Source organism: Kitasatospora sp. NPDC059146 (genome assembly GCF_042786665.1).
Classification (GTDB): domain Bacteria; phylum Actinomycetota; class Actinomycetes; order Streptomycetales; family Streptomycetaceae; genus Kitasatospora.
Map to the genome: position 1 here is coordinate 33,717 of NZ_JBHZCY010000049.1, position 26,729 is coordinate 60,445.

At 74.1% G+C, this 26,729-nt stretch carries 25 protein-coding genes; 12 read left to right on the forward strand and 13 right to left on the reverse strand.

Translation table 11 applies throughout. The features are described from left to right. Window positions 1–64: 64 nt before the first annotated feature. Window positions 65–415, reverse strand: coding sequence for a hypothetical protein (locus ACFXPX_RS21565; RefSeq protein WP_380642802.1), 351 nt, complete (start codon window positions 413–415; stop codon window positions 65–67). 369 nt (window positions 416–784) lie between these two features. Between ACFXPX_RS21565 and ACFXPX_RS21570 the strand changes: the two genes are divergently transcribed. Continuing rightward, window positions 785–1,552 carry an alpha/beta hydrolase gene (locus tag ACFXPX_RS21570; protein ID WP_375893406.1) on the forward strand — a complete coding sequence of 256 codons (768 nt, stop codon included), beginning with the start codon at window positions 785–787 and terminating at the stop codon, window positions 1,550–1,552. Between the two features lie 65 nt (window positions 1,553–1,617). Here the strand turns inward: ACFXPX_RS21570 and ACFXPX_RS21575 are convergent, their stop codons facing one another. Beyond that, the gene (locus ACFXPX_RS21575; RefSeq protein WP_380642804.1) at window positions 1,618–2,469 is read right to left on the reverse strand and encodes an alpha/beta fold hydrolase; all 852 of its coding nucleotides are present in this window, start codon (window positions 2,467–2,469) and stop codon (window positions 1,618–1,620) included. A gap of 246 nt (window positions 2,470–2,715) precedes the next feature. On the opposite strand from ACFXPX_RS21575, the gene ACFXPX_RS21580 reads away from it, so the two are divergent. Continuing rightward, window positions 2,716–3,993, forward strand: a complete 1,278-nt coding sequence (locus ACFXPX_RS21580; RefSeq protein ID WP_380642806.1) for a hypothetical protein — start codon at window positions 2,716–2,718, stop codon at window positions 3,991–3,993. A 2-nt stretch (window positions 3,994–3,995) separates the two neighbouring features. Here ACFXPX_RS21580 and hrpB read toward each other — a convergent pair whose 3' ends face one another. Beyond that, on the reverse strand, window positions 3,996–6,506 hold the full coding sequence (hrpB, locus tag ACFXPX_RS21585; RefSeq protein ID WP_380642808.1) for an ATP-dependent helicase HrpB: 2,511 nt from the start codon (window positions 6,504–6,506) through the stop codon (window positions 3,996–3,998). 5 nt (window positions 6,507–6,511) lie between these two features. Further along, complete coding sequence (locus ACFXPX_RS21590; protein ID WP_375893411.1) at window positions 6,512–7,408, reverse strand: class I SAM-dependent methyltransferase; 897 nt, start codon at window positions 7,406–7,408, stop codon at window positions 6,512–6,514. 415 nt (window positions 7,409–7,823) lie between these two features. Between ACFXPX_RS21590 and rpsA the strand changes: the two genes are divergently transcribed. Together rpsA and ACFXPX_RS21600 are read left to right on the forward strand one after the other, a co-directional pair. Then, the gene (gene rpsA, locus ACFXPX_RS21595; RefSeq protein WP_329928268.1) at window positions 7,824–9,314 is read left to right on the forward strand and encodes a 30S ribosomal protein S1; all 1,491 of its coding nucleotides are present in this window, start codon (window positions 7,824–7,826) and stop codon (window positions 9,312–9,314) included. 271 nt (window positions 9,315–9,585) lie between these two features. Then, window positions 9,586–11,793, forward strand: a complete 2,208-nt coding sequence (locus ACFXPX_RS21600; protein ID WP_380528468.1) for an MMPL family transporter — start codon at window positions 9,586–9,588, stop codon at window positions 11,791–11,793. Between the two features lie 40 nt (window positions 11,794–11,833). On the opposite strand, the gene ACFXPX_RS21605 is transcribed toward ACFXPX_RS21600, so the two are convergent. After that, on the reverse strand, window positions 11,834–12,265 hold the full coding sequence (locus tag ACFXPX_RS21605; RefSeq protein ID WP_380407917.1) for a MarR family winged helix-turn-helix transcriptional regulator: 432 nt from the start codon (window positions 12,263–12,265) through the stop codon (window positions 11,834–11,836). A gap of 62 nt (window positions 12,266–12,327) precedes the next feature. Between ACFXPX_RS21605 and ACFXPX_RS21610 the strand changes: the two genes are divergently transcribed. The 3 genes from ACFXPX_RS21610 (at window position 12,328) to ACFXPX_RS21620 (ending at window position 14,265) form a co-directional block, all read left to right on the forward strand. Further along, window positions 12,328–12,969 (forward strand): MBL fold metallo-hydrolase, encoded by a 642-nt coding sequence (locus ACFXPX_RS21610; protein WP_380642810.1) that lies wholly within the window; start codon window positions 12,328–12,330, stop codon window positions 12,967–12,969. 47 nt (window positions 12,970–13,016) lie between these two features. Further along, complete coding sequence (gene coaE / locus ACFXPX_RS21615; protein WP_375893420.1) at window positions 13,017–13,616, forward strand: dephospho-CoA kinase; 600 nt, start codon at window positions 13,017–13,019, stop codon at window positions 13,614–13,616. Between the two features lie 109 nt (window positions 13,617–13,725). Beyond that, complete coding sequence (locus tag ACFXPX_RS21620; protein WP_380528473.1) at window positions 13,726–14,265, forward strand: GNAT family N-acetyltransferase; 540 nt, start codon at window positions 13,726–13,728, stop codon at window positions 14,263–14,265. A 29-nt stretch (window positions 14,266–14,294) separates the two neighbouring features. On the opposite strand, the gene ACFXPX_RS21625 is transcribed toward ACFXPX_RS21620, so the two are convergent. Then, window positions 14,295–15,023 carry a hypothetical protein gene (locus tag ACFXPX_RS21625; protein WP_375893424.1) on the reverse strand — a complete coding sequence of 243 codons (729 nt, stop codon included), beginning with the start codon at window positions 15,021–15,023 and terminating at the stop codon, window positions 14,295–14,297. A 70-nt stretch (window positions 15,024–15,093) separates the two neighbouring features. On the opposite strand from ACFXPX_RS21625, the gene ACFXPX_RS21630 reads away from it, so the two are divergent. Both ACFXPX_RS21630 and ACFXPX_RS21635 read left to right on the forward strand, forming a co-directional pair. Beyond that, on the forward strand, window positions 15,094–15,984 hold the full coding sequence (locus ACFXPX_RS21630; RefSeq protein ID WP_380642812.1) for a LysR family transcriptional regulator: 891 nt from the start codon (window positions 15,094–15,096) through the stop codon (window positions 15,982–15,984). 86 nt (window positions 15,985–16,070) lie between these two features. Continuing rightward, window positions 16,071–16,412, forward strand: a complete 342-nt coding sequence (locus ACFXPX_RS21635; RefSeq protein WP_380593862.1) for a hypothetical protein — start codon at window positions 16,071–16,073, stop codon at window positions 16,410–16,412. A gap of 31 nt (window positions 16,413–16,443) precedes the next feature. Here the strand turns inward: ACFXPX_RS21635 and ACFXPX_RS21640 are convergent, their stop codons facing one another. Further along, the gene (locus tag ACFXPX_RS21640; RefSeq protein WP_380642814.1) at window positions 16,444–17,313 is read right to left on the reverse strand and encodes an alpha/beta fold hydrolase; all 870 of its coding nucleotides are present in this window, start codon (window positions 17,311–17,313) and stop codon (window positions 16,444–16,446) included. Window positions 17,314–17,419: 106 nt separating this feature from the next. On the opposite strand from ACFXPX_RS21640, the gene ACFXPX_RS21645 reads away from it, so the two are divergent. Next, window positions 17,420–18,409 carry a DUF5937 family protein gene (locus ACFXPX_RS21645; protein WP_380642816.1) on the forward strand — a complete coding sequence of 330 codons (990 nt, stop codon included), beginning with the start codon at window positions 17,420–17,422 and terminating at the stop codon, window positions 18,407–18,409. A gap of 152 nt (window positions 18,410–18,561) precedes the next feature. Beyond that, a complete protein-coding gene (locus ACFXPX_RS21650; protein WP_375893434.1) occupies window positions 18,562–19,116 on the forward strand; it encodes a hypothetical protein in 555 nt (184 codons plus the stop codon). Between the two features lie 79 nt (window positions 19,117–19,195). On the opposite strand, the gene ACFXPX_RS21655 is transcribed toward ACFXPX_RS21650, so the two are convergent. From ACFXPX_RS21655 to ACFXPX_RS21680, 6 genes are all read right to left on the reverse strand, one after another. Beyond that, the gene (locus ACFXPX_RS21655; RefSeq protein ID WP_380593858.1) at window positions 19,196–20,023 is read right to left on the reverse strand and encodes a hypothetical protein; all 828 of its coding nucleotides are present in this window, start codon (window positions 20,021–20,023) and stop codon (window positions 19,196–19,198) included. Between the two features lie 600 nt (window positions 20,024–20,623). Further along, window positions 20,624–21,889 (reverse strand): alpha/beta hydrolase, encoded by a 1,266-nt coding sequence (locus ACFXPX_RS21660; RefSeq protein WP_380528484.1) that lies wholly within the window; start codon window positions 21,887–21,889, stop codon window positions 20,624–20,626. A 191-nt stretch (window positions 21,890–22,080) separates the two neighbouring features. After that, a complete protein-coding gene (locus ACFXPX_RS21665) occupies window positions 22,081–22,968 on the reverse strand; it encodes a LysR family transcriptional regulator (RefSeq protein WP_380528486.1) in 888 nt (295 codons plus the stop codon). 281 nt (window positions 22,969–23,249) lie between these two features. Beyond that, window positions 23,250–23,774 carry a DUF6879 family protein gene (locus ACFXPX_RS21670; protein WP_380642818.1) on the reverse strand — a complete coding sequence of 175 codons (525 nt, stop codon included), beginning with the start codon at window positions 23,772–23,774 and terminating at the stop codon, window positions 23,250–23,252. Between the two features lie 98 nt (window positions 23,775–23,872). Then, window positions 23,873–24,802 (reverse strand): aminoglycoside phosphotransferase family protein, encoded by a 930-nt coding sequence (locus ACFXPX_RS21675; RefSeq protein ID WP_380642820.1) that lies wholly within the window; start codon window positions 24,800–24,802, stop codon window positions 23,873–23,875. Between the two features lie 52 nt (window positions 24,803–24,854). Further along, window positions 24,855–25,712 carry a helix-turn-helix transcriptional regulator gene (locus ACFXPX_RS21680; protein ID WP_380528492.1) on the reverse strand — a complete coding sequence of 286 codons (858 nt, stop codon included), beginning with the start codon at window positions 25,710–25,712 and terminating at the stop codon, window positions 24,855–24,857. Window positions 25,713–25,886: 174 nt separating this feature from the next. Between ACFXPX_RS21680 and ACFXPX_RS21685 the strand changes: the two genes are divergently transcribed. After that, entirely contained in the window at window positions 25,887–26,663 is a 777-nt protein-coding gene (locus tag ACFXPX_RS21685) for an SDR family oxidoreductase (protein WP_380642822.1), read from the forward strand. Window positions 26,664–26,729 lie beyond the last annotated feature (66 nt).

Here is a 26,729-nt window from a genome sequence, read left to right on the forward strand (position 1 = left end):
GCGCGGCCGGGGAAGGGGGCGGGGCCGACGTCCCGCGCCGGGCCGTCCTCGCGGGGTCGGGTGGTCAGGGGGCGGAGTCGATGCGGACGGAGCCGATCGAGGTCGGCGGGGTGAAGAACAGGGGGCTCCGGCCCTGCCGGATGACGGTGCCGGTGCAGTTGCGGGACTGGAAGACGGTGGCGCTGCCGCTGCCCGCCCGGTTCCCCACGGCGATGCTCTGGATGTGGGTGGTCAGCGAGGGGTTGACGCACTGCCCGACCGTGACCTGCCGGGAGCTGACGGTGGTGCCGTCGTCGATCTGCAAGGACGTGGGGCCGGCGGAGGCCGCCGTGGCGGCGGTCGCGAGGACGGTCGCCAGGGCGATCGATCCGATGGTGCCGCCGGTGCGGACGAGCCGGGACGGGGGGACGCGCATGGGGGTGCCCTTCCTCCGAGGGATCAGGCGGGCCCGGAGAGGGCCCGGTGCCACCTTGACCGGGGGCGGTCACGGCTGTCCCGAGGTCGGCCCGGAGTTCCCCCGAAAGAGCGGTCGGCCCTGCGGAGTTGTGGCCGCGGAGCGGGAAGTCGACCGGGCCGACGTCCGGTGCGCACGGGTGGGAAAAGGGGTTGAGGGATGATCGCCCGGGCTGGTAGCTTCCGGGTGACCGTGCAACCGCCCGAGGAGGTGAGACCCATGAACGCTGGACCCATATGGGTGCTCCCCCCGCTCGTCACGGTCGGGCGATTGACGTAGGTGTCGCCGGGAGCGCCTCGACAGCCAGGCACTCCCGAAAGGCAACACCTCGTGCACTCTCCGCACTTCACCGCGCAGTCGTCCTCGAACGGCGTCCTTGAGCGCGACTTCACCCTGGGCGAAGTCCCCGGTGTCCTCTGGTCGCCGGCCTCCGGCGCGGCCGACCGCGCGCCCCTGGTCCTGATGGCCCACGGCGGCGGCAACCACAAGAAGCACCCGGCGATGTCCGGCCGGGCCCGACTCCTGGTGGCCGGCTGCGGCTTCCACGTCGCCGTCGTCGACGCACCCGGTCACGGCGACCGGCCGCGCACGGCGCACGACGAGGCGGAGATCGCCGCCCTGTACGCGGCCCGGGCGGCGGGCGAGCCGGAGGGCCCGATCGTCGTGCGCTACAACGACCACCTGGCGGAGCAGGCCGTGCCCGAGTACCGGGCGCTGCTGGACGCCCTCCAGGAGCTCCCGGAGATCGGCGCCGACGGGCCGGTCGGCTTCTGGGGCATCAACATGGGCACCGCGATCGGGATCCCCTTCGTGGCGGGCGAACCCAGGGTCTCCGCCGCCGTCTTCGGCCAGCACTGGCCCGACACCCTGGCCGAGCAGGCGAAGCGGATCACCGTCCCGATCGAGTTCGACCTCCAGTGGGACGACGAGCACATCACGCGCGAGGAGGGCCTCGCGCTGTTCGACGCCTTCGCCTCGACGGAGAAGTCCCTGCACGTGAACTCGGGCAGGCACAAGGACCTCCCCCGGTTCGAGGCGGACAGCGCGGCCCGCTTCTTCGCCCGGCACCTCGGCCGCCCGGCCGCCCCGTCGGCCTGACCCGTACGGTCCCGGCGCGGGACGCCCGGCGCGGGAAGTCGGCCCCGTCGACCTCCCGCGCCGGTTCAGCCCGCGAGGTGTTCCAGGAGCAGCGGTACGACCTGGTCGGCGTTGGCTTCCGGCAGCCAGTGGGTGGCGCCCTCCAGGGCCACGAACCGGTACGGGGCGCTCACGTGCGCGGCCGTCAGGTCCGCGGCGTCGCGGCCCAGGGCCCGGTCCTCGGTGCCCCAGACGTAGAGCGTGCGGACGGTGATCTCGCCGGCCGGGATCCGGAGCTCCTCGTTGACGGCCCGGTACCAGTTGAGCCCGGCCGTCAGCACTCCGGGCTCGGTCAGCCGTCGGACGTTGGACTCGGCCAGCTTCGCCGGCAGCACGTCCCGGTAGATCGCCCGCAGCCTGGCCGCGTCGTCGGCCAGCACGGCTTGCTCGGCCGCGTGCTCCGGCAGGCGGAACTCCCTTATGTACTGCGAGCGTTCGCGCTGGTCGCCGCCGTTGTTCAAGGCCGCGTAGAGCGCCTCGGGGTGCGGGGTGGAGAGCACGGTCAGGCTGTGCAGCCGCTCGGGGTGGGTGGAGGCCAGTGCCCAGGCGACGAGGCCGCCCCAGTCGTGGGCGACCAGGTGGAAGCGTGGTGCGTCCAGGGCGTCGGCGAAGCCGAGGGCGTCCGCGACCAGCAGTTCGACGGCGTAGTCCGCGATGTCCGCGGGGCGGGCGTCGGGGGAGTAGCCGCGCTGGTCCACGGCCACCGCGCGGTAGCCGGCCGCGGCCAGGGCGGTCAGCTCGGCGCTCCAGCAGTCGGCGAACTCGGGGAACCCGTGCAGCAGCAGGACGAGTTCGCCGTCGGCGGGCCCGGCGGCCAGCCCGTCGAAGGTGTGCCGGCCGACGCTCAGGCGTACGGCGGTGGGGAGGGGTGAGGACACGGGTCAGCTCCTGTCGGTAGCACGTCAACAAGATGATCAGACCACGCGGCCGGGTCGGGCGACGGCGGATCCCCGGATCCCGGGTGGTCCACCCCGGGCGGGACGGGCCCGGGCGGGACGGGCCAGGGGGCGCGGCGGCTCCTACGGGCGCCGGCGTCATCCCGGCGCGCGCCTTCCGGGCACGGCGGAGCGCCGATCGGTCCCTAGGCTGGGTGCCGGCCCGCCAGCCCCGTCGAAGGACCGCGTATGCGCCGCTCCCGTCTGCTGCTGTCCCTGGCCCTGTCCGCCGTGACCGCCGGTGCCCTCGCCGCCGCCGATGCCGTACCGGACGCACCGGACGCACCGGGCGGGCCGGGCCGGCCGGTCCGCTCGGTGAGCCTGCCGGTGCTGCGTGATCCGCAGGCCCAGCAGAAGCTCCACCGGATGACGGACCCGGTGCAGGACTGGGTGGAGTCCGGCGCCCCGGCGGCGGACGGCTATGCCGGGACGGTGATCGACGCGTCGGACCAGCACGCCGACCTCTACTGGAAGGGCGAGGCCCCGGCCGAGGTCCGGAGGCTGCTCGACGCGCACGCCGCCCCCGGCTACACCGTGGACGTGCACCACAGCCCGTACTCCCGGGCGGAGATGCGCGCCGCGATCGACCGGTTCACCGCCGCCGTGGCGCCCGGGGCCTGGACGTCGATCGGCCCGCAGGAGGACGGCGCCGCCATCGCGATCACGTACGCGCCGACGGCGGCCGCGCGGCTGACCGGGGGCGACGCGAGCGAGCGGGCGTACTCCCGGCGGGCCGCCGAGCTCGCCGGGATGCCGGTGACGGCCGCCGTCGGGGGCGCCCCGGCGGCGCTGTCCGGCAGCCGGCACTCCGACGGCGCGCCGTACTACGCGGGTGCCGAGGTCAACACCGGGAAGTCCGCGTTCTGCTCGACCGCGTTCAGCGGGTGGAAGGGCCGGACCAAGGTGCTGCTGACCGCCGCGCACTGCGGCAACGGCCGGTACTACAACGGCACCGGCGCGTACATCGGCGACCTGTCCGCGATCGGCGACGGTCTGGACGTCGGCACGGTCGCGATCAACGGCGACGGCGCCGGCCGGTTCTACGACGGCGCCTGGTCGGACCGCGGCGGTTCCTCACGGCACACCTACGGGGCCGGGCGCAACAACGTGGGGGACCTCGTCTGCCTGAGCGGCGCCCAGTCGGGGTGGACGTGCGACGTGCAGGTCAAGAAGGTCGACGTCGAGACGACGAACGACGAGGGGACGAGGATCAAGCCGGTGGACGTCGCGGAGTCGAAGGGCGGAGACCGGCGCGCGATCGGCGCGAAGGGCGACAGCGGCGGCCCGGTGCTGGCCAACCCGTCCGGTGCGAACGGCGACATGGAGGCGCGCGGCGTGATCGTGGCCGGAGGGTCGGAGGTCGGCTGCCCGGCCGGATCGACGGCGCACCCGACGACCTGCTTCGCCCAGGTGCTGTACGTGCCGATGACGCCGGTGGTGAACCAGCTGGGCTTCTCGCTCTCCTGACGTCACTTCCGGGTGTTGGCGCGGCGGGTGGGTTCGGCCGTGGTCGGGTCCTCGGGCCAGGGGTGGCGGGGGTAGCGGCCCCGTAGTTCGGCGCGGACGGCTCGGTAGCCCTCGCGCCAGAACGACGCCAGGTCGCCGGTGACGGCGGCGGGGCGGCCCGCCGGGGAGAGTAGGTGGATGGTCAGCGGCACGCGGCCGGCGGCCACGGCGGGGGTCGTGGTCCAGCCGAAGAGTTCCTGCAACTTGACGGCCAGGACCGGGCGTTCGGTGCCGTAGTCGACCCGTATCTTCGAGCCGGACGGCACGGTGATGCGTTCGGGGGCCAGTTCGTCGAGGCGGCCCGCTTCGCCGGTGGCCCAGGGGAGGAGGCGCTGGAGGGCGGCCGTGGTGTCGATCCTCGCGAGGTCGGCGCGGCGGCGGGCGCGGGACAGTTCGGGCTCCAGCCATTCGTCGGCGCGCTCCAGCAGGGCCTCGTCGGAGACGTCGGGCCAGGGGTCGCCGAGGGCGGTGCGGAGGAAGGCGAGGCGTTCGCGGAGGCCGGAGGTGAAGGTCAGCAGCTCGCTGACGCCCTCGCGGGCGAGGCCGTCCAGGAGGGCGCCCCGGACGAGGGCCGGGTCGGGGCGCGTGAGGGGCTTCTCGGTGAGTTCGACGGCGCCGAGGGATTCGACCCGGCGGGAGGTGACCTCGCCCCGGCGGGTGTCCCAGTGGACTTCCTCGCGGGCGGTGACGAGCGGGGCGCCGGCCTGGAGGGCGGTGGACTCCTCCAGCGCCGCGGCGTGCAGGATGCGGGCCGAGTGCGAGCCGGCCGGGCGGTCGGCGGCGGCGACGGCGAGCCAGGGGAGGGCGCCCAGGGCCGTGCCGGGCGCGAGTTCGGCGGCCGTGCCGGAGGCCATCAGGTACGGGCTGCGCTCGCCGGGGGCGGGCCGCTCGACCCGGGCGCGGGCGATGCGTTCGGGGAAGGCGAGGGCGACGACGAGGCCGACGGCGGTGGCGTCGGGCAGGGCGGTCGTGCCTTCGTCGGAGGTGGCGCGCCGCAACCGGCGGACTTCGTCGCGCCAGCGGCCCGCGTACGGGTCCCGGGAGTCCTTCACCGCCCGCCAGACCGCGCCGAGGTCGTCGCCGAGGGCGCGCGGCGGTTCTTCGGAGAGCAGGGCGACCACCTCGGCCGCCCGGCGGGCACCGACGGCCGCGGCCCCGTCGACCAGGGCGCGGCCCAACCGGGGGTGCAGCCCCGTACGGGCGAGCCGGACGCCGCGGGCCGTGGCCCGGCCGTCGCCGTCCACCGCGCCGAGGGCGGTCAGGGCCTGCCGGGCGGCGGCCATCGCCCCGGCGGGCGGGGCGTCGGGCAGGGCGAGCCCGGTGGCGTCCGGGTCGCCCCAGCAGGCGGTCTGGAGGGCGAAGGAGGTGAGGTCGGCGAGGGCGATCTCGGGGGTGGGGAAGCGGGCGGCGAGGGCGTCCTCGGCCTCGTTCCAGCAGCGGTAGACGGTGCCGGGGGCCTCGCGCCCGGCCCGCCCGGCGCGTTGGCGGGCCGCGGCGAGCGAGGCCCGTACGGTGACCAGTCCGGCCAGCCCCCGGGCGTGGTCGGTGCGCGGCTCGCGGGCGAGTCCGGCGTCGACGACGACCCGCACGCCGGGCACGGTGAGCGAGGACTCGGCGACGGCGGTGGCGAGGACGACCCGGCGCCCCTGGGCCGGGGTGAGCGCGGCGTCCTGGACGGTCTGCGGGGCGCGGCCGTGGAGTTGGAGCACCTCGGCCGGGGCGCCGCTCAACTGCCCCGCCACCCGGGCGATCTCGCCGACCCCGGGCAGGAAGCAGAGCACGTCCCCGTCCTGCTCGCCCAGCGCCCGCCGCACCACGGCCGCGACGTGGTCGAGCAGCGCCGGATCGACCCTGGTCCCGTGCGCGGGCCGGACGGCGCGCGGCGGCGGAGCCCACACCACGTCGACCGGGTGGGACACCCCGTGCGCCGCCACCACCGGTGCGCCGCCGAGGAGTTCGGCCCAGGCCTCGGTGTCGGAGGTGGCCGAGGCGCAGACCAGCCGCAGTTCGGGCCGCAGCGCCGCCCGGACGTCGAGCAGGAAGGCGAGCGCGGTGTCGGCGTCCAGGTGCCGTTCGTGGCACTCGTCCAGGACGACCACGTCCACCCCGGGCAACTCCTGGTCGCGCTGGAGGCGTTGCAGCAGCACCCCGGTGGTGACCACCTCGACCACGGTGTCGGGGCCGACGCGCCGCTCCCCGCGCACGGTGTAGCCGACCTCGCGCCCCACGGACGAGCCGAGCAGCCAGGCCATCCGCCGGGCGGCGGCCCGGACGGCGAGCCGGCGCGGTTCGGCGACCAGCACCCGGCGCACCGGCCGGCCGTCGGCGAGCAGCCCCGCCAGGGCGAGCGGCACCAGGGTCGTCTTGCCGGTGCCGGGCGGGGCGGCGAGGACGGCCGTGCCGCCCCCGTCCAGGGCCTCGTGCAGCGCGGGGAGGGCGGTACGGACCGGGAGTTCGCGCCACGCGGGGTTCAAGGGGCTCAGCCCCGCTCGGTGACGAAGATCGCCGTGCCGGGGATCAGCCGCCCGCGCAGCGGGGACCAGCCGCCCCACTCCTGCTCCAGCCCGGCCGGCCACTCGGGCTCGACCAGGTCGACCAACCGGAAGCCGGCGGCGACGAGTTCGCGGACCCGGTCGCCCACGGTGCGGTGGTGCTCGACGTAGGTGGCATGGCCGTTCTCGTCTTGCTCGACGTACGGGGTGCGGTCGAAGTAGGAGGACATCGCGGTCAGGCCCTCGACGCCGGGCTCGTCGGGGAAGGCCCAGCGGATCGGGTGGGTCACCGAGAACACCCAGCGCCCGCCGGGCCGCAGCACCCGGTGCACCTCGCGCATCAGCCGCTCGGTGTCGGCACTGAACGGCACGGCGCCGTAGGCGGAGCAGGCGAGGTCGAAGGAGGCGTCCGCGAAGGGCAGGACGGCCGCGTCGGCCTGGACGACGGCGACGGGCTCCACGCCCCGGCCGAGGTCGATCCGGCGGGAGTGCTGGAGCTGGCGGTAGGAGATGTCCAGGGCGACGGGGCGGGCGCCGCGGGCGGCGAGCCAGCGGGAGCACTGGGCGGCGCCGGCGCCGATCTCCAGCACGTCCCGGCCCGCCACGTCGCCGAGCAGGCGGGCGTCGGCCTCGTCCAGGCCCTCGGGGCACCAGGTGAAGCGGTCGTCGCCGAGGAACTCGCCGTGCTCGTCCTGGTACTCGTCGGCGTTGCGGTCCCACCAGTGCCGGCTGGCCCGGCTGCTCTCGCCGAGCCCGGCCTCGCGCCGGACCGCGTCGTCGCCGTCCTCCTCCTCCAACTCGTCGGATCCGTCGGCCCCTGCGGGAGAGGTGTCAAGATCGTGAAGGGCGGACTGGGGGGTGGTGGCCACGGTGACAATGCCCATCGCGTAGGGTATGGAGTGCGGAAGCGCCGCTGCCGCGAAACGGCCCCGACCGGGGCCGGATCCTGGCGGTGGCATCCGGGGAAGGGCCCCTTCGGGCGCCACCGCGAGGTGCGCAACCGGAGGATATGGCCTGATCCGTACCAGGCTCCACCGTCTTGCCTCTTCTGGCGTTGACCGTGCCTGGCCGTCCCCGTATGCTACAAGTTGCGCTGCGGGCCTGCGCGCCTCGGACGGAGCAGGTCGCGCTCGCATCTGTCGAAGACCCCACGGTCGCAAGACGGACGCCGATTTCTCGTTGTTCACGGGATTTCCGGTGTGCCGTGTTCTTGGCTGTCCGGCTTTCGGTGGGAGCGATACGGGCCCTCCGCGTGGCATTACCTACGACTTTCATGTCCGTACCGGAGCCCTTTTCCTAATGACGAGCCCCACCGACTCCTCCCTCAGCACCACCCCGCAGGTCGCGGTCAACGACATCGGCGACGCGGAGGCCTTCCTCGCCGCCATCGACGAGACCATCAAGTACTTCAACGATGGCGACATCGTCGAGGGCGTCATCGTGAAGGTCGACCGTGACGAGGTCCTCCTCGACATCGGTTACAAGACCGAGGGCGTCATCCCGTCCCGCGAGCTCTCGATCAAGCACGACGTTGACCCGCACGAGGTCGTCGCCGTCGGTGACAACATCGAGGCCCTGGTTCTCCAGAAGGAGGACAAGGAGGGTCGTCTCATCCTGTCCAAGAAGCGCGCTCAGTACGAGCGTGCCTGGGGCACGATCGAGAAGATCAAGGAAGAGGACGGGATCGTCACCGGTACCGTCATCGAGGTCGTCAAGGGTGGTCTCATCCTCGACATCGGCCTCCGGGGCTTCCTCCCCGCCTCGCTGGTCGAGATGCGCCGCGTCCGCGACCTCCAGCCCTACGTGGGCAAGGAGCTCGAGGCCAAGATCATCGAGCTGGACAAGAACCGCAACAACGTGGTCCTGTCCCGCCGTGCCTGGCTGGAGCAGACCCAGAGCGAGGTCCGCCAGACCTTCCTCACCACCCTCCAGAAGGGTCAGGTGCGCTCCGGCGTCGTCTCCTCGATCGTCAACTTCGGTGCCTTCGTGGACCTGGGTGGCGTCGACGGCCTGGTGCACGTCTCCGAGCTGTCCTGGAAGCACATCGACCACCCGTCCGAGGTTGTCGAGGTCGGCCAGGAGGTCACCGTCGAGGTTCTCGACGTTGACATGGACCGCGAGCGCGTCTCCCTGTCGCTGAAGGCGACCCAGGAGGACCCGTGGCAGCAGTTCGCCCGTACCCACCAGATCGGCCAGGTCGTTCCGGGTAAGGTCACCAAGCTGGTTCCGTTCGGTGCGTTCGTCCGCGTGGACGAGGGCATCGAGGGTCTGGTCCACATCTCCGAGCTGGCCGAGCGCCACGTCGAGATCCCGGAGCAGGTCGTCCAGGTCGGCGACGAGATCTTCGTCAAGGTCATCGACATCGACCTCGAGCGTCGTCGCATCAGCCTGTCGCTCAAGCAGGCCAACGAGGCCCTGGGTGCCAACCCGGCCGAGGTCGAGTTCGACCCGACCCTGTACGGCATGGCCGCCTCGTACGACGACCAGGGCAACTACATCTACCCGGAGGGCTTCGACCCCGAGGCGAACGACTGGCTGCCCGGCTTCGAGAAGCAGCGTGAGGAGTGGGAGCGCCAGTACGCCGAGGCGCAGACCCGCTTCGAGCAGCACCAGGCCCAGGTCATCAAGAGCCGCGAGGCCGACGCCGAGGCCGCTGCCGAGGGTGGCGACGCCGTCGCCGCCGCTGCCGGTGGTTCCTACTCGTCCAGCAGCGACGAGGGCTCGGGCGCCCTGGCCTCCGACGAGGCCCTGGCCGCCCTGCGCGAGAAGCTGGCCGGCGGCCAGAGCTGAGGCTCTCGCCCCCCGCTAGCTGACAGCTAGGGAACGGGCCCCATCCGGATCACTCCGGGTGGGGCCCGTTTCGCGTTCTCCGACCGTTTCGCGCGCCCCTCACGCTTTCGTTTCACACCGTCGTTCGCACCTTCGATTCACGCCTTCGTTTTCCGGTTTGACTTATGTGTGGTTTATGTGAAGGGAAATGTGAGATGAGGCTCATTGCCCTGCTATAGGCCGGACTTCGGGTTGCACCTACATTGAGTGGAGCTGCCCGAAAGGCTCCTTCATGCGCATGCGCAACCCCTCCTCCGCCGTCCCCGCCGCCGTGGTCGGTGGCCGGCTCGCCGCGATCGGCCGGTTCTGTTTCCGCCACCGTCGCTGGGTGCTCGGCTTCTGGGCCGCGGTCCTCGTCGTCGGGGTGCTGATCGGCGGCCGGGTGTTCGAGGGTTCGGTGGCCGGGGCCTCCTCCGCGACCGCCGAGGCGGACCGGGGCAGTGCGGTGGTCGCCGCGGCCGACCCGGTCAAGGGGACGCTGACCGCGGTGGTGGACGGCAGGCCGGTGGACGACCCGGCCGTACGGGCCGCCGTGCAGAAGGCCACCGCCGAGATCGCGGCGCTGCCCGGGGTCGCCGGCACCCAGGACCCGTACGGCTCCGGCCCGGGTGCGGCCGCGCTGCGGGCCGCCGACGGCAGGGCCGGCCTGGTCAGCGTACGGATGGCCGACACCGCGACCTCCGCGCAGACCGACGCGGCCACCCACCGGCTGGCCGCCCTGAACGGCGCGGGCGGGGCGCACGTGACCGTCGGCGGGGACCTCGTCCTCCAGCAGGAGGTCAAGAAGCAGACCGAGCAGGACACCCGCTTCGGCGAGATGGTGACCCTGCCGCTCACCCTGGTCGTCATGGTGCTGGTGTTCGGCGGCCTGGCCGCCGCCGCACTGCCGGTGATCGGCGCCGTCGCCTCGGTGGGCGGGGCGCTGCTGGCCATGTTCGGGTTCAGCCGGATCATGGACATCGACACCAGCGTGCTGCCGATCGCCACCGTGCTGGGGCTCGGGCTCTCGATCGACTACGCCCTGCTGATGGTGAATCGTTTCCGCGAGGAGCGCGGCCACGGCGCGGGCATCGCCGCCGCGGTCGAACGCACCGCCGCGACCGCCGGACGCACCGTCGCCTTCTCCGGACTGACCGTGGCCGTGGCGCTGTCCGGACTGTTCGTCTTCACCAGCCCGGTGCTGGGCGCGGTCGCCGCCGCCGGGGTGAGCGTGGTGGTGATCGCGGTCGCCGCCGCGCTCACCCTGATCCCCGCGCTGCTCGGCTTCGCCGGCGGCCGGATCAGGACACCGAGCGCGCCCGTCCCCGACGAGGGCTTCTTCAGCCGTACCGTGCGCCGGGTCCGCAAGCGGGCGGTGCTCGTGACCCTCGCCTGCGTGGGCGTGCTGATGGCGGCCGGGGCGCCGTTCCTGCACGCCGACATGCGCAGTTCCGGCGCCGCCGTGCTGCCCGCCTCCTCGGCCGGGCGGCAGGTCGCGGAGGCGATCGACCAGCGCTTCCCGCAGATCGCGGCCGCGCCGATCACCGTCGTGGTCGAGGGCGGGGCGCCGGTGGCCCAGGCGTACGCGGACGAGGTGGTGGCCAAGCTGCCGGGCGTCAGCGCGGTCCGGGCCGTGACACCGGTGAGCGGGGCGGTGTCGACGGTCGACGTGCTGGTGCACGGGGACCCGCAGGGCGCCACGGCCAAGCAGGTGGTGGACGAGCTGCGGGCCGACCGGGGCGGGTTGAAGACCTACGTCACCGGCGGTGCGGCCTCGGTGGTGGACTTCCAGGACGAGCTGCTGGCGCGCGGGCCGTGGGCGCTGGGCCTGGTCGCGGCCGGGACGCTGGTGCTGCTGTTCCTGATGACCGGCTCGGTGGTGATGCCGGTCAAGGCGCTGCTGATGAACGTGCTGTCGCTGGGCGCCTCGCTCGGCGCGCTGACCCTGGTGTTCCAGGACGGCTGGCTGAGCGGGCTGCTCGGGTTCAGCTCGACGGGCGGGCTGGAGACCTTCATCCCGGTGCTGGTCTTCGCCTTCGCCTTCGGGCTCTCCATGGACTACGAGGTGTTCCTGCTCGCCCGGATCAAGGAGCTGACCGACCGCGGGTACGGCTGCGTCCGGGCGGTGGAGCTGGGCGTCCAGCGCAGCGGTCGGATCATCACCTCGGCGGCGCTGCTGATGGTGATCGTCTTCGCGGGCTTCGCGCTCGGGGACATGCTCATGGTCAAGCAGATGGGCATCGCGCTGGCGGTGGCCGTCGCGGTGGACGCCACCCTGGTGCGCTGCCTGCTGGTGCCGGCCGCGATGAGCCTGTTCGGCGAGTTCAACTGGTGGGCGCCCGCACCGCTGCGACGGCTGCACCGGCGGTTCGGGCTGAGCGAGCACGTGGACCTGCCGGAGATCGAGCCGGCGGTGCTCCCGGCGCAGCGGCCGGCGGCCAAGGACCTGGTCGAGGCGTAGCAGGACCGGGCGGCGGCTGCCCTGCCGGAGCGACGGCGGTTCACGCGAGGCGGTTCAGCAGGCCGACGGCGGTGCGCAGTTGCTCGCGCTCGGTGGTGCTGAGGCGGGACTCGATGGCGGTGGCGATGTGGTGCTCGCGGCGGGCGCGCTGGTCGAGCAGGGCCAGCCGCCCCGCTTCGGTGGTGGCGATCAGCTGCTTGCGGCCGTCGGTGGGGTGGGGCTGCTGGGCGACCAGGCCGGCCTCGGACATCAGGGCGACGGTGCGGGCCATCGACTGGTGGCGCACCCGGCGGAGGTCGGCGAGCTCGGCGACGGTGTAGGAGCGTTCGTCGCGGACCAGCAGACCGAGCACCGCGGCCTGGTTGGGCGGCAGGTCGTCGCTGTCGCGCAGGGTGCGGACCAGGCTGCCGAGGGCGGAGCGCAGGTCGGCGGCGAGATCCAGGGTGTCCGGGTGCGGGGCGTTGCTGGGCATGGGAGAAGTGTATCGGGAATTTGTGCAGCAAGACTGTACAGCTGTGCTGTATGGTTTCCTCCATGCGAATCACGAAGTTCGGACACGCCTGCGTACGCGTCGAGCACGCCGGAGCCACGCTCGTCATCGACCCCGGAGCCTTCACCGACCCCGCCGCCCTGGCCGGGGCCGACGCCGTCCTGATCACCCACGAGCACATGGACCACTTCGAGCCGTCCCGGCTGCGCGCCGCGCTGGAGGCCGACCCGGCACTGCGGGTGTGGACCAACGGCGAGGTCGCCGCCCAGCTGGACGGCGTCGGGCAGCGGATCACCGTCGTCGGCGAGGGCGACGCCTTCGAGATCGGCGGGGTCGGGGTCTCCGTCCACGGCGAGTGGCACGCCGAGATCCACCGGGACATCCCGCTGGTGAAGAACATCGGCTTCCTCCTCGACGGCCGGCTGTTCCACCCCGGCGACGCCTTCACCGTGCCGCCGCACGCCGTGGACACCCTGCTGCTGCCCCTCGCGGCGCCGTGGAGCAAGGCCGGCGAGGTGGTCGACTACGTCCGGGAGTCGGGTCCGCGGGTGGCGGTGCCGGTGCACGAGGCGACGCTCAGCCCGATCGGGCACATGATCGCCACCCGGCTGCTCGGGCCGGACGGGCCGGGGACCGGATCGGAACTGACCGTGCTGGGCGACGGCGAGAGCCTGGAACTGGGCTGAGCCGGGCCGGGCTGACGCGTCCGTCGCCGCGCCGGTAGCCTGACGCCATGCTGAAGATCGGACTGACCGGCGGGATCGGCGCGGGCAAGAGCGAGGTGTCCCGGCTGTTCGCCGCGCACGGCGCGGTGATCGTGGACTCCGACCTGATCGCCCGTGAGGTGGTCGCCCCCGGGACGGACGGCCTGGCGGCCGTGGTCGCCGAGTTCGGCCCGCAGGTGCTGCGCGAGGACGGCGCGCTGGACCGGCCGGCCCTCGGGGCGGTCGTGTTCGCCGACCCGGAGAAGCTCCGGGCGCTGAACGCGATCGTCCACCCGCTGGTGCGGGCCCGCTCCGCCGAACTGGAGGCGGCGGCCGCGCCGGACGCGGTCGTCGTGCACGACGTGCCGCTGCTCGCCGAGAACGGGCTGGCACCGCTGTTCGACCTGGTCGTGGTGATCGACGCGGACGACGAGGTCCGGCTGGACCGGCTGGTGCGGCTGCGCGGGATGGCCGAGACGGAGGCCCGGGCCCGGATGGCCGCGCAGGCCTCGCGGGCGGACCGGCTGGCGGTCGCCGACCTGGTGATCGACAACGGCGGGCCGCTGGACGCGCTGTCTGCGCGGGTCGACGAGGTGTGGGCGCAGCTGGTCGAGCGGGCCGCCGTCTAGGACCTTCCCCGGCCTTTCCTCCCCTGGGGACGACCGTCGGATCATGTGACCGATCCGGTGGTCCGGAGGGGACTCGGACGCCGTTCCGTGGGGAAGGGAGCATGGAGTGATGGATGATCGTTTTTCCCCTGAACCGCTGAACGTCGAGCGCTTGGAGAGCTACTCCCGCGCCGAACAGGACCAGATCCTCGGCCCCGGCGAGGACCCGTACGGCGTCGCCTACACCGGGCTCGCCTTCCGGCCCAAGGACGTGCACTTCGGCATCCGGGCCGCCGACGGCCGGCTCGTCGCCCACACCGGGCTGCTCCCGGTCCCGCTCACCGTCGGCGGCACCGACCTGGACGCGATCGGCGTCGGCGGTGTCTGCGTCGCCGCCGAACGGCGCGGCGAGGGGTTGGCGCACGCCGTGGTCGGCAGCGCCGTGGACCACGGGCGCGCGCTCGGCTTCCGGTACGCACTGCTGTTCTGCCGCCCGCCGCTGGCGGCGTTCTACCGGGGGCTCGGCTTCCGGGAGGTGGCCGAGGAGGTGACGGTCGAGCAGCCGGAGGGGCGGCTCGCGGTCATGCCGCTGCGCACCATGTGGCGGCCGCTGGCGGAGGGCGCCGGGTGGCCGGAGGGGCCGGTGCGGCTGCGCTCGCTGCCGATGTGAGGGTCGATCGGCTGCCGGCCGGCTGAGGCTCAGGCCGCCCTGGCCCAGCCGGTGTCCGCGTGGGCGACGGCGGCCTCCGCCAGGGCGCGGATCATCGGGTGGGCCCGGGTGCCGTCGCCGGACAGCTCAGGCTGGAACAGCGAGGCCAGGAAGAACGGGTGCCCCGGCAGTTCGAGGATGCGGACCTCGCCGGACGGGTCCGCGCCGCTGAAACGCAGCCCGTGGGCGTGCAGCCGGTCCAGGTAGTCGGCGTTGAGGCCGTAGTTGCAGCGGTAGCGCTCCTGGGTGGCGGTGGCACCCAGGGTGCGCTCGGCCAGGCTGCCGGGAGTGATCGCGACGGCGCCCTCGTGGCCGACCAGGGAGCAGCTGAGCGGGACGATCACCTGCTCGTCGAGGTCCGGGTCCTGCTCGCCGTTGACGGCGTTGGTGATGCCGCAGACGTTCCGGGCGAACTCCAGCGCCGCGTGCTGGAACCCGGCGCAGGTGCCGAGGAAGGGGATGCCGTTCTCGCGGGCGGTCCGGATCGCGGCCAGGGCGCCCTGCTCGCTGCGGTACGGGCTGCCGGGCAGCAGCCAGACGGCGTCGAAGCCGTCGAGCGCGCCCGGGGCCCCGGCGTCCTCGGTGGGGATCCAGTACGCGTCCAGGACCAGTTGCTCGCGCTCGGCGAGGGAGGCGAGCAGGCCGGGGACGCGGGCGTGCGAGCGGACGGCGGGGGAGCGGTCGCCGACCAGGGCGATCCGGGGGGTCAGATAGGTCATGGGGCTATCCTGACCCCGCATCCGAGATCAGTGCCAACGATGATTTCTTACTCCTCGATCAGATCGGTTGATGGCCGCCGTGGATCCGCAGCAGCTCCGCACCTTTGTCACCGTCACCCGGCTCGCCTCCTTCTCCGAGGCGGCCCGGGACCTCGGCTACACCCAGTCCGCGGTGTCCCAGCAGATCGCCGCGCTGGAGGCCGACCTCGGCACCGCCCTGCTGGGCCGCCGCCCGGTCGCCCCCACCGCGGCCGGACGGCGACTGCTGGAGCACGCCGCCCCGCTGCTGGTCCGCTTGGAGGCGGCGCGCGCCGACGTCGCACGCCTGGCCGGCGCCCCGAGCGCCCGGCTGGTGCTCGGCGCCACCCCGCTGGCGGTCGGAGCGGCCCTGGGGCACGCACTCGGCGAAGTGCGCCGGGTGTTCCCGCAGGTGGAACCCGTCGTCCAGGTGCTCGCCCAGGGGGTGCTGCCCGCCCAGGTCGCCACCGGCGAGGTCGACCTCGCGCTGATCGACGGCCTGGCCGCGCCCAGCGACCCGCTGCCGCTGCCCGAGGTCGGCCCGCTGACCACCGTCGCCGTCGACGAACAGCCGCTCGCCGTCGCCCTGCCGCTCGGACACCCGCTGGCCGGCCGCCCCGGCCTCGCCCTCGCCGACCTGTCCGCCGCCCGCTGGCTGGACGCCCCCGACCTCACCCCCACCGCGGACCGGCTGCGCGCCGCCACCGGCACCGACGGCTTCCGGCCCGCCACCCGCTACCGCGGCACCGACCTGCACGGGCTGCTCACGCTGGTCGCCGCCGGACACGGACTCACCCTGCTGCCCGCCCCCGTCCTCGCCCGGGTGCCCGGCATCGCGTCCGCCCCGATCGCCGCACCCCGACTGGTGCACCGCACCGAACTCCTCCACGGCAGCCTGCCGGAGGGGCCGGCGGCGCTGCTGGCGCGGCTGCTGGCGGGGTGAGGGGGCGGTCGGTATTCGCCCAGCTGGTCATTCGCTCGGCCGGAAATTCGTTTGGCCGGTTCGGTGGGGCCCGGCAGAGTCGGCGCATGACACGCGACGACCTCGCCCGGATGCTGGCCGAGCAGACAGCGGCCTGCGGCCCCGCACGCGAAGCCCTGCTCGCCGGGGCGACTTTCGAGGTCGGGAGCAACCTGATCCCCGCCCGACAGCACTTCGGCGTCTTCCGGCGCCGACTCGAACGCACCCGGCGGCTCGGGTTCGAGGTGCCCGGCCTCGCCGAGAGCGTCGCGGTCTTCGAAGCGGCGGGGGAGCAGGGCCTGCGCCTCGGCGTGATCAAGGCGCCCGACCTGATCTTCTGGGTCTACCTCGACGCCACCGACACGACGGTCCTGGCCTGCATCGGCGGCCGTTGGGAGGGGAAGGGCTGACGGCGAGCCGAACGGCACCTTGCCGCGCCGGTCAGACTGCGGCCCGGGCGGCGTTGCGGGTGAGGAAGTCCGCGACCGTGCCGGTGAGTGCCGCGGGGTCGTCCAGCCAGGGGTAGTGGCCCGCGCCCGGCTGGACGGTGAGGGTGACGTCGGGGAAGAGTGACGCCGCCGCGGTGGCGGAGGCCGCGGTGGGCCAGAGGTCGACCTCCCCGGCGAGCAGCAGGACCGGGCAGGTGAGCGTGGCCAGTCGGCGGCGCAGAGCCTCGGTGTCGGGGGTGTAGTCGGCGTAGTAGTGCTCGCTGACCGGCAGGGAGCGCTGGGCCGGGTCGGCGGCGGCGTGGGCGCGGGCCGCGGCGTCCCAGCGGCCGTACATCAGCGGCTCGAAGGCGAAGCGGTGCCGGGCGGCCTCGGCGAAGCCGGTCGCGGACCGCATCCCGTCGTACCCGAGGACGGCCTCGGCGTGCCAGGGCTCGCCCGCCCGGGCGGCGATCACCTCCCGCGCGCCGGTGTCGGAGGGCAGTCCGACGGCGGCGAAGGAGGGGGTGAGCAGGGTGAGGCTGGTCAGGCGGTCGGGGTGGGCGGCCGCGTAGAGCATGGCGAGGGCGCCGCCGGCGGAGTGGCCGAGCAGGTCGATCCGGTCCAGGCCGAGGTGGCGGCGCAGTGCCTCGACGTCGGCGACCAGGCGGTCGACCCGGTAGCTCGCCGGGTCGGCGGGCGTCCCGGAGGCGCCGGTGCCCCGGGTGTCGGGCAGGATCAGGGTGCGGTGGGCGCCCAGGCCGCCGAGGTCGCCGAGGTACTCGGCGGCGCGGCCGGGGCCGCCGGGGAGGCAGAGCAGCGGCGGGCCGTCGCCGAGGGTGCGGAAGGCCAGGTCGGTGCCGTCGTACGAGGTGAGGAACTCCATGGCGGACAGCCTGGAGGGTCGGTGGGCGCACGGCTATCGTTCAGCCAGGACTGAATGATCGAGGACCGGACGACCGAGGAATCGACGACGGAGGGGCGGTGGCCGCGTGGCGGTGGAGATCCGGTTGTCGGCGGCCGAGGTCGCCCGGGTGCGGTTCGCGGTCTCGCCGCTGGCCGAGACGGTGCTCGGGCTGCGGCCGGCGCTCGGGGTCGGTGGGCACGACGTGCACCGGGCGTGGGTGCGCGGGGCCCGGTCGGTGCTCGCCCGTGAACCCGAACTCCCCCTGCTGCGCGCCCTGTTGACGGGGTGCCTGCCGTCCTTCCTGTTCCCGGTGCCGGAGCTGCGGCTGCCCTCCTTCGAGGCCGAACTGGCCGGGCTGCGGGCGACCGACCCGGCGTACGTGGCGGCCGAGTGCACCGCCGCGCTGGGCGCCGCCCGGGCGCGTCGACTGCCGGACGCGGCCGAGCTGTTGGGGCGGGTCGCCGATGCGCTGGAGCGCCTCCACGGCGAGCTGGTCGCCCCGCACTGGGGGCGGATGCGGGCCCTGCTGGAGGCGGACCTGGGCCGCCGGGCGGTGACCCTGGTGGACCGCGGGGTGGAGGGGCTGTTCGCCGAGCTGCACGGTGATGTCGTCTGGCGGGAGGGCGAGTTGGTGGTGCACGGCCGTCGTCGTACCGGGTCGGTGTGGACGGTCGAGGCGGGCGGGCACGGTCTGGCGCTGATGCCGTCGGTCTTCGGCTGGCCGGACGTGATCGTCGACCACTCCCCGCGCGCCGCCGCCTCGATCCGCTACCCGGCGGCCGGGGTCGGGCTGTTGTGGGAGGAGCCCCGGCCGTCCTCCGCCGGGCTGGCCGCCGTGCTGGGGCGCACCCGCGCGGAGCTGCTCGCCGTGCTCGGCGAGCCGTTGAGCACCCCGCAGCTCGCCGAGCGGCTCGGCGTCACCCCGAGCGCCGTCTCCCAGCACCTCGGCGCGCTGCGCGGCGCTGGGCTGGTGGCCACCCGGCGGAGCGGGCGCAACGCGCTGCACCTGCGGACGGCGGTGGGGGCGGTGCTGGTGGGGGAGGCGGGCGCCGTGCAGCCGGGGGCTGAGGGCTGAGGGCCGAGGGCTGGAGTCCCGGGGGAGGGCGGATGTGGAGGGGGTGAACACCACTCGTTCACGTCCCGGACCTGACGATCGTCGCGCGGGCGGTGCTGTCATGGGCACAGTCGCCCGGCGAACGGCCGGGCCGGACCGGGAGAGCTTCCCCCATGATGCTCCGTCAGCGTTCCACCGTCATCGTCGCGGTGGCCGCCCTCGCCGCCGCCGGATTCGCCACCGGTACCGCGCAGGCCGCCACGGCCGCGCACAAGCCGGGCAAGTCCGGTGCCACGAGCGCCAGTTGTTCGCAGGCGTACCTGCCGCTGCCCGACCCGTCCTGCACCCCCGGCGCGTACAACCCGGCGGTCACCCAGGCCACCATCGGCCAGACCATCTGCGTCTCCGGCTGGACCGCCACCGTGCGCCCGCCGACCAGCTACACCAACGCGCTGAAGACCCAGCAGATCGCCCAGTACGGCTACGCGGACACCAACCCCGCGGACTACGAGGAGGACCACTTCGTCCCGCTGGAGCTCGGCGGCGCGCCGCGCGACCCGCACAACCTGTGGCCCGAGCCGCGCTACGGCAACGAGCCCGCGCAGAGCAAGGACTCGGTCGAGACCAGATTGAAGAACGCGGTGTGCGGCCACAAGGTGACCCTGGACGCGGCCCGCAGCGCGATCGCCAGTGACTGGACCACGGCGCTCAGCCGCCTGGGGCTGTGACCCCGCGGGGTTGAAAGGAAGCCGCCAGGTCCGTCCGTTCCCCTGTGCCGGACGGGCCTGGCGGCGGTCTGTCGGTACGTCAGCGGCAGCCGGGGAAGGCCTCGCAGAGCGGGGCCGTCATGCCGGTGGCGACGTACTTGTCCTCGGGAGCCTTCCAGGCGTCCTTGGGCTGGGCGCCGGCCTTGGCCGTCGCCCAGACGGCCAGCTCGGTGACCGCCCCGCCGCCCAGCACCACGTACTCGTGCAGGGTGGCGGTGGAGCCGTCGGGCTGCGGGGCCGTCACGGTGGCGGCGAAGTAGGGCGCGTCGGCCGCGCTGGTCACCTTGACCGTGGCGCCCGGCGCGGTCCTGGCGCAGTTCGTCACGGCCTCGGTGATGCCCCGCTCGATCGCGTAGGCGGTCTGGGCGTTGCCGCTGCTGTGGGTCGGGTCGCCCCAGAAGTCCACGGTCTGCTGGGCCGTCCAGCGGTCCCCGCCGAAGCCGACGGCGGCCTTGGCCCGCGCCGCGCCGTCGGTGTACATGTACTCGTCGCCCTTGGGCGGCGCGGCGTGGCACAGCTCCATGCCCTTGAAGCCGATCGGCCCGGTGACCGGCTTGGCGTTGGCCGCCAGTGGGGCGAAGTGGTAGGTCTCGTCCATCGGGATGCTCTTGGTGTCCGCCCAGGCCTTGGCCGGGACGGCCTTGCCCTGGTCGGCCCCGGTGGTGGGCCCGGCGCCTCCGTCGGTGGGCTTGGCGCCTCCGCCGGTGGGCCCGGCCGTGCCGCCGGCCGGCGCCGCGGTGGTCGGCGCCGCCGGGGCGGCGCTCTTGCCGCCGTCCTGGCCGCTGTCGTCCGGTCCGCAGGCGCTCAGGGCGCCCGCGCAGAGCAGGGCGGCGGCGGTGACGGTGATCAGGCGGGTGCTGCTGCGCACGTGACGATTCCTCGGGTGTCCGGTGTCGTGGGGCGGGGCCGGGGCCGGTGGCGCGCCGGCCACCCGGCCCCGCCGCCCGGCCGACCCGTGACTGCGGGCACTCGGCATGGCTGTTCCCCCCGTTGCTGCTGCCGTCAGGCCCCCCTGGCTCCGCAGCTCACCGCAGGTCTGAGGAACGGTCAGAGCGGGTGCTGCGTCGACGGCGGACGAAACCTATGACACGGCGGCGCCGGTCGCAAAGCGGGATTCCGCCGGCTGCGCGGGCGAATGCGAGGGTTGCAGCGGGTTGGTGGTGAACATGTGTGCGGCCGCGGCGGAACCGATGTCCGGCGGGGGAGTGCCGTCCGGCCGGTCCGTGGGCGGACGGATCCCTTGCCGGGCACCGGATCCAGGCCCCCGGGGGCGGGAACCGGCGGTGGGTCGTGCCCGTTCGGGGCGGCGTCGGCCCGCCCCGGCCGGGGTGCCGATGCCAAGGCTTCCTCCCGGCCGCGGGACGGATGTGATCCCACCCACGGTCCGGGTCGGGGCAGGTCGCGCGGGGTGTCCGCCTGGTGACGGCTCGGGGTGTCCGCCTCGTTGCGGCTGGGGGCGTCCGGCCCGCTACGGCTGGGGGTGGGTGCCCGGGACGCCGAGTTGGGCGGCGAGCCAGGGGAGGGCCTGGGTGAAGGTGGCGGAGCCGGTCTGCCAGGTGTGCTTGCCGGAGCCGACGGCGGCGGTGGTGCGGATGCCGTCCTTCTTGGCGGCCGCCTCCAGGAGCTTGGCGGACTCGATCTGGCCGTGCTCCTCGTCGCCCTGCCCGAAGTAGCCGGACACGCCCTGGTACTTGGGGTGGTGGGCGAGCACCGTCAGCGGGTCGTGGGCGGCCCAGGCCGCCGCGTCGCCGCCGTACAGCTCCTGGATCGTGTGGTCCTTGTCGCCGATGTACGGGCCCTTGTCGCCGGAGAAGTCGCCGAAGTGGGTGAAGACGTTGGGGTGCTCGACGACCAGGTCGACGGCGCAGGTGCCGCCCATCGACCAGCCGGCCACGCCCCACTTGTGCGGGTCGGTGGCGGCGTTGAAGGTCTTCTGGACGTACGGGGGGACGTCCTTGAGCAGGTGGCTCTCGGAGTTGCCGTGCGGGCCGTCCACGCACTCGGTGTCCACCCGGAAGCCGCCGGTGGCGTCCACGAAGACCAGGATCGGGGCGAAGCCGTTGTGCTTCGCGGCGAACTCGTCGGCGGTCCGCACCGCGTTGCCCGACCGGATCCAGTTGTCGGGCGCCGCGAACTCGCCGCCGATCATCTCCAGCACCGGCAGCTTCGGCCGGGCCTTGCTGCGGAACCAGGCCGGCGGCAGGTAGACCAGCTCCTGGCGGTGGGTGAAGCCGCTCGCGGTGTCCGGGATGTCGACCTGGACGATGCGGCCGGTCGTGGTCTTCCCGTGGATCGAGGAGACCTCGGCCAGGGTGATCTGGTCCGGCAGCGGCTGCCCGCTGAGCTCGCCGATCGCGTCGTCGACCGTCGGGTAGTAGCCGGTGGCCATGTTCACGCTGTTCGCGGCGCAGAACAGCGCCAGCAGGACGGTCGGCGCCACCAGCGCCCGCCGCCACCAGCGCGCGCCGCGCCAGCCGAAGCCCAGCACGGCGAGCGCGGCGACCGCCACCCCGCTCCACAGCCACACCCCGAACGGGATCGGGTCGGTGATCCCGGCCAGGGTGAGGACTCCCACCGCGAGGACCGCGGTGAGCAGCAGCGCCGTACCCAGCGCGATCGGCCCCCACTTGCGCTGCCAGGACCGGTCCCGCAGGCCCACCGCGGTCAGGAACAGGGCGAGGGCGGCGGCCTGGACGGTCCAGGGGAACCAGCCGTCGAGCAGCGAGACGTTCATGCGCGGAGGCTAGGCGCGGTGGATGAGAGAGGGCTTAGAGGCTGACCGTTCGCTGGTGACGTCCTGGGAGCGGGCTGGGAGCGCATTGGGAGCGCGTTGGGAGTGCGTGGGGAGGCCGGGGCGTGGCCGCCTTCGCCACCGTCGCGGCAGCACCCGCCCGCGGTCGGGCGCCGGTCCGAACGGGACGGCTCTCAGCCGACCGGACAGGCGTCGATCAGCGCACCGACCACCACACCGATCGAGGGACGCGCGGTCGAGGTGGAACGCCAGACGGCGAAGACCCGGCGCCGTGGGGCGTCCACCAGGGGCACGAACCGTACTGGAGCGGCGGCCGGTTCACGTCCCAGGCGCGGGATGATGGCGATTCCCAGTCCTGCCGCGACCAGCGCCAACTGCGTGGGGTGTTCCGAGGCGGTGTGGGCGATGCGAGCACGCTTGATGTTGCGCACCAGCCATTCGTGGCACAGCTGCCCGTCGCTCGAGGTGATCCAGTGCTCATCACCGAGGTCGGCCAGGCTCAGCGTCGGGCGGCCGGCGAGCCGATGGTCCGGGGGCAGGGCGATGTCGTAGGTGTCGTCGAGGAGGGCGCGGTGGTCCAGCCCCTGGGGCAGGGCGAGCGGATCCCCGGCCCAGTCCTCGACGACGGCCAGGTCGAGCAGCCCGCGCCGCACCGCCGGGACGGCTTCGTACGGTTCCTGCTCCCGCGCCGACACCGTCAGGTCCGGGTACCGGGCCCGCAGGGCCCGCAGAGCCGATGGGAGCAGCGCGCGGGCGGCGGTGGGGAAGGCCGCGATCGTGAGGTCGCCGGTCACCAGTCCGTGGTGCTGCGCCATCGTCGCCATGACGCGTTCCATGTGCGCGAGCAGTTCCGCGGCCTCCCCGGCGAGCAGAGTGCCGGCCTCGGTCAGGCGAATGCCCCGGCCTTGACGTTCCGCCAGGTGAGTGCCGGTCTCCTGCTCCAGTCGCGCCATCTGCTGCGAGACCGCCGACGTGGTGACGTGCAGGAGTCGGGCCGCGCCCACGACGGATCCGGTCGTCGCCACCGCGTGCAGTACCCGCAAGCGTTCGAGGTTCAACATCTCAGTGATACTACGAGATGCAGTCAAGAAACATTCACTTGTGCTTTCCGGTGATCGAACCCAGAGTGGGCGCGGCGCAACAGGCCATCACGAATGGCGACGGGGGTATGCCGAGTGACGTCTCGGCGTGCACGTCATTCGGCCTTCTCTACGCGTCCGGCCGATGCCGCTCCTGCCTCAGCCGCCGACCCGTCAGTCGGCGGGTGAGGCAGGGCGGGCACCCTTGGCGTCGCGCATCCTCGGGTGGACGGCCCGGGCGGCGACGGGGAGCGGGTTCGTGGTCAGACCGCGTAGTCGGCGTGCGGGGTGCCGCGCTGCCAGACCGTCTCGAAGGCGCCGGAGACCAGCTCCACCACGGCCGGGTCCTCGCAGTACCGGTGCCCGGCCCAGGCGCCGTCGCCGCTGAACCAGTGGAACAGCACCAGGCGGTCGTCGATCAGCCACAGGTCGTTGCCGGGCAGCGGGATGTCCGAGGCCAGCCGCCGGGGCAGCCAGCGCACCTGCTCGCCCGCGGCGAGGTTCACCGTGGTGAGTGCGTGCTCCCAGCGGATGTAGTCGGTGACCGGCTCGGAGACGATCCGCGCCCGGCGCAGCCGGACGCCCCGGCCGACGGTCTCGCGCACCAGCGGCACCCAGCCGGCCCACCACGGGGAGTCCGGGTCGGTGTCGACCGCGCCGGAGCGCTTGAACTCCTCGAAGGCGGCGGCCTCGTCGGCGACGCCGTAGGCGTCCCGCATCTCCAGGTGGACGGCCGTCCGGCGGGCGCCCCTGAGCAGGGCGGTGAAGTCGGGCAGGGGCTCGGTCATCGCGGGCCTTCCGGGGGTGGGTGGGTGGGGGCGGGTGGGTGCGGGGAGTGGGTGGGCGTCGGGTGCGGGCGGTTGTGGGTGTCGGGTGCGGGCGTCGGTTACGGGCGGGTGCGGGCGTCGGCGGTGAGGCGGCGGAGGGCGGCGCGGGCGGGCGGGCCCCAGGTGGTCTTGCCGCCGGGGCGGCCGAGGCGGCCGGCCTCGCCGATGTGGATGCCGCCGAGGGCGCGCATGACGGCCCAGCCGCGGGCGCGGCGCAGTGTCGCCCGGTCCGGGGCCGGTCGGTAGGCCCGGTGGAAGAGCTCGGCGCCGCCGTCCGGGAGGAGGGACCAGGCGGCCGCGAGGTCGCTCGCCGGGTCGCCCGCGCAGAGTTCGCCGAAGTCGACGACGCCGCAGAGGGTGCCGTCGGCGGTGAGGACGTTGGCCGGGTGGAGGTCGCCGTGGATCCACAGGGCCGGGCCGGTCCAGTCGGGTGCGCTGACGGCGTCCTCCCAGACGGCGCGGATGGCGCGGACGGCGTCCGGGTCGGGGAGCAGCCCCATGGCGGCGGCCGAGGCCAGCCCCTGGGTGACGTGCTCGGCCTGGGCGGCCAGCGGCTCGCCGCGGGCGCCGGTGGGCGCGGTGGCGGGGGCGGGCCGGTGCAGGGCGGTCAGGAAGGCGGCCAGGGTCCCGGCCGCGGCGGCGGCGCGGGTGACGGGAGCGTGGTCGGCCGGGGTGCCCGGGACCCAGGTGGTGACCAGCCAGGGGTGGGGGAAGCGCTCGGAGGGCTCGCCGAGGCGCCGGGGCGCCGGGATCGGCAGGGGAAGCGGCGAGGGGAGGGCGGGTAGCCACGCATGTTCCTTGCGCAGCAGGGCACTTGCGTCCTCCGTCACCCAGGGCAGCCGGACGGCGAGGTCCTCGCCGAGCCGCCACATCTGGTTGGACCAGCCGCGTGCACCGAGCCGCAGCGGGAGCTCGGCCAGGTCGGGGTGTTGGTCGCGCAGGAGCTGCCGGACCAGGTCCTCGGTGATCTCGATCGCGGTACGGGGCATGGGGGGAAGGGTAGTTGGGTGCCCGGGTGCCCGGGTGCCTGGGTGTTTGGGCCTAGGGAGTCGGAACCGTGGGTGCCGTCCAGCTGGCCAGGACCCGGAGGGACTGCGCGGTGGGGGAGTTCGGCTCCACGTTGTAGACGCACAGCGTCTGCTCCGCGTCGCCCGGCACCTGGAAGGACTCGTAGGAGAAGTGCAGTTCCCCGACCAGGGGGTGGTGGTAGTGCTTGGCGCCGTGGGTGCGGCGCAGCACCCGGTGGTCGTTCCACCAGCCGGTGAACTCCGGCACCTGGAGGGTGAGTTCGCCGACCAGGTCGGCGAGCCGGCGGTCCTGGGGGTAGCGGCCCGCCTCGAACCGGAGCATGGCCACCGTCTCGGCGGCGAGCCGCTCCCAATCACCCACCGTCTCCCGGGCCTTGGGGTCCAGCAGGTAGTAGCGCGCCATGTTGCGGCGGTTCGCGGGCAGGGCGTCGAAGTCGGTGAGGACCTCCCGGGCGAGCCGGTTGGAGGCCAGGACGTCGGTGCGCCGGCCGAGGATGAAGGCGGGCACGTGGTCGAGCGTCTCCAGCATCAAGTACAGCCCCGGGCGCACCCGTTGGGCCGCCGCCGGGGTGCGGCGGGCGGCCGGGCGGGAGTCGGACCGGAGCAGGTCGGCGAAGTGCTCGCGCTCGGTGTCGTCCAGGCGCAGGGCGCGGGTGATCGCCTCGACGACCTCGTCGGAGGGGTGGAGGGCCCGCCCCTGCTCCAGCCGGGTGTAGTACTCCGTGCTGACCCCGGCCAGCCGGGCCACCTCGTCCCGGCGCAGGCCCGGGACGCGGCGGACCCGCCCGTCGGCGGGCAGCCCGGCGTCCTCGGGGGTGACCCGGGCGCGGCGCGAGCGGAGGAACCCGGCGATCTCCTTGGTGCGGTCCATGGCTCCATTGTCGGCGGTGTCGCGGCGCGGCGGGCGGTCCTGGGTGGTCCTGCCGGTACCTGTCAGGGCAGGGCCAGGTATGGCGTCCCGGGGGGCTCCGCCCGGGGCTGTACTGGATCTGCGGCCGACGGAGAGCGGCCGATCGAATCCCGACGCCCCTGGAGGGTAAGAAACATGTCCACGAACACCACCTCCCTTCCGCTCGCCGGCCGCGTCGCCGTCGTCACCGGCGCTTCGAGCGGCATCGGCGCGGCCTCGGCCGAGAAGCTGGCGGCGCTGGGCGCCCGGGTCGTCGTGCTGGCCCGCCGGGCGGAGCGGCTGGCCGAGCTGGTCGAGCGGATCGAGAAGAACGGCGGCAGCGCGGTCGCCATCGCCGCCGACGTGACGGACGTCGAGGCGATGCAGGCCGCCGCGGCCCGGGTGGAGACCGAGTTCGGCGGGGCCGACCTGCTGCTGAACAACGCCGGCGTCATGCTGCCCGCCCCGATCGAGGAGCTGGCGACCGCGCAGTGGAAGCAGCAGATCGACCTCAACATCACCGGCCTGATGAACGCGATCGGCGTGTTCACCCCGCAGCTGGTGAAGGCGGCCGCCGAGCGCGGCGTGGCGGACCTGATCAACACCTCGTCCATCGCGGCGCAGAACGTCTTCCCGACCTTCGCGGTGTACTCCGGCACGAAGGCGTACGTCAGCCAGCTGTCGCGGACCCTGCGGGCCGAGCTGGGGGCGAAGAAGGTCCGGGTGTCGGCGGTCGAGCCCGGCATCGTCGGGACGGAGCTGCAGAGCCACGTCACCGACCAGGGCGCGCTGGACTGGCTGGAGGGCGCGAAGGCCGCCATGGAGTGGCTCACCCCGGAGGACGTCGCGGAGACCATCGGCTTCATCGCCACCCTGCCGCCCCGGGTCAACCTCCAGCAGGTCACGGTCATGCCCACCGGCCAGGCCAGCTGAGCCGCACCCCCCCCACCCCGGGGGGGGGGGGGGGGCGGCGCCGCGGGGGGGGCGGGGGGGGGGGGG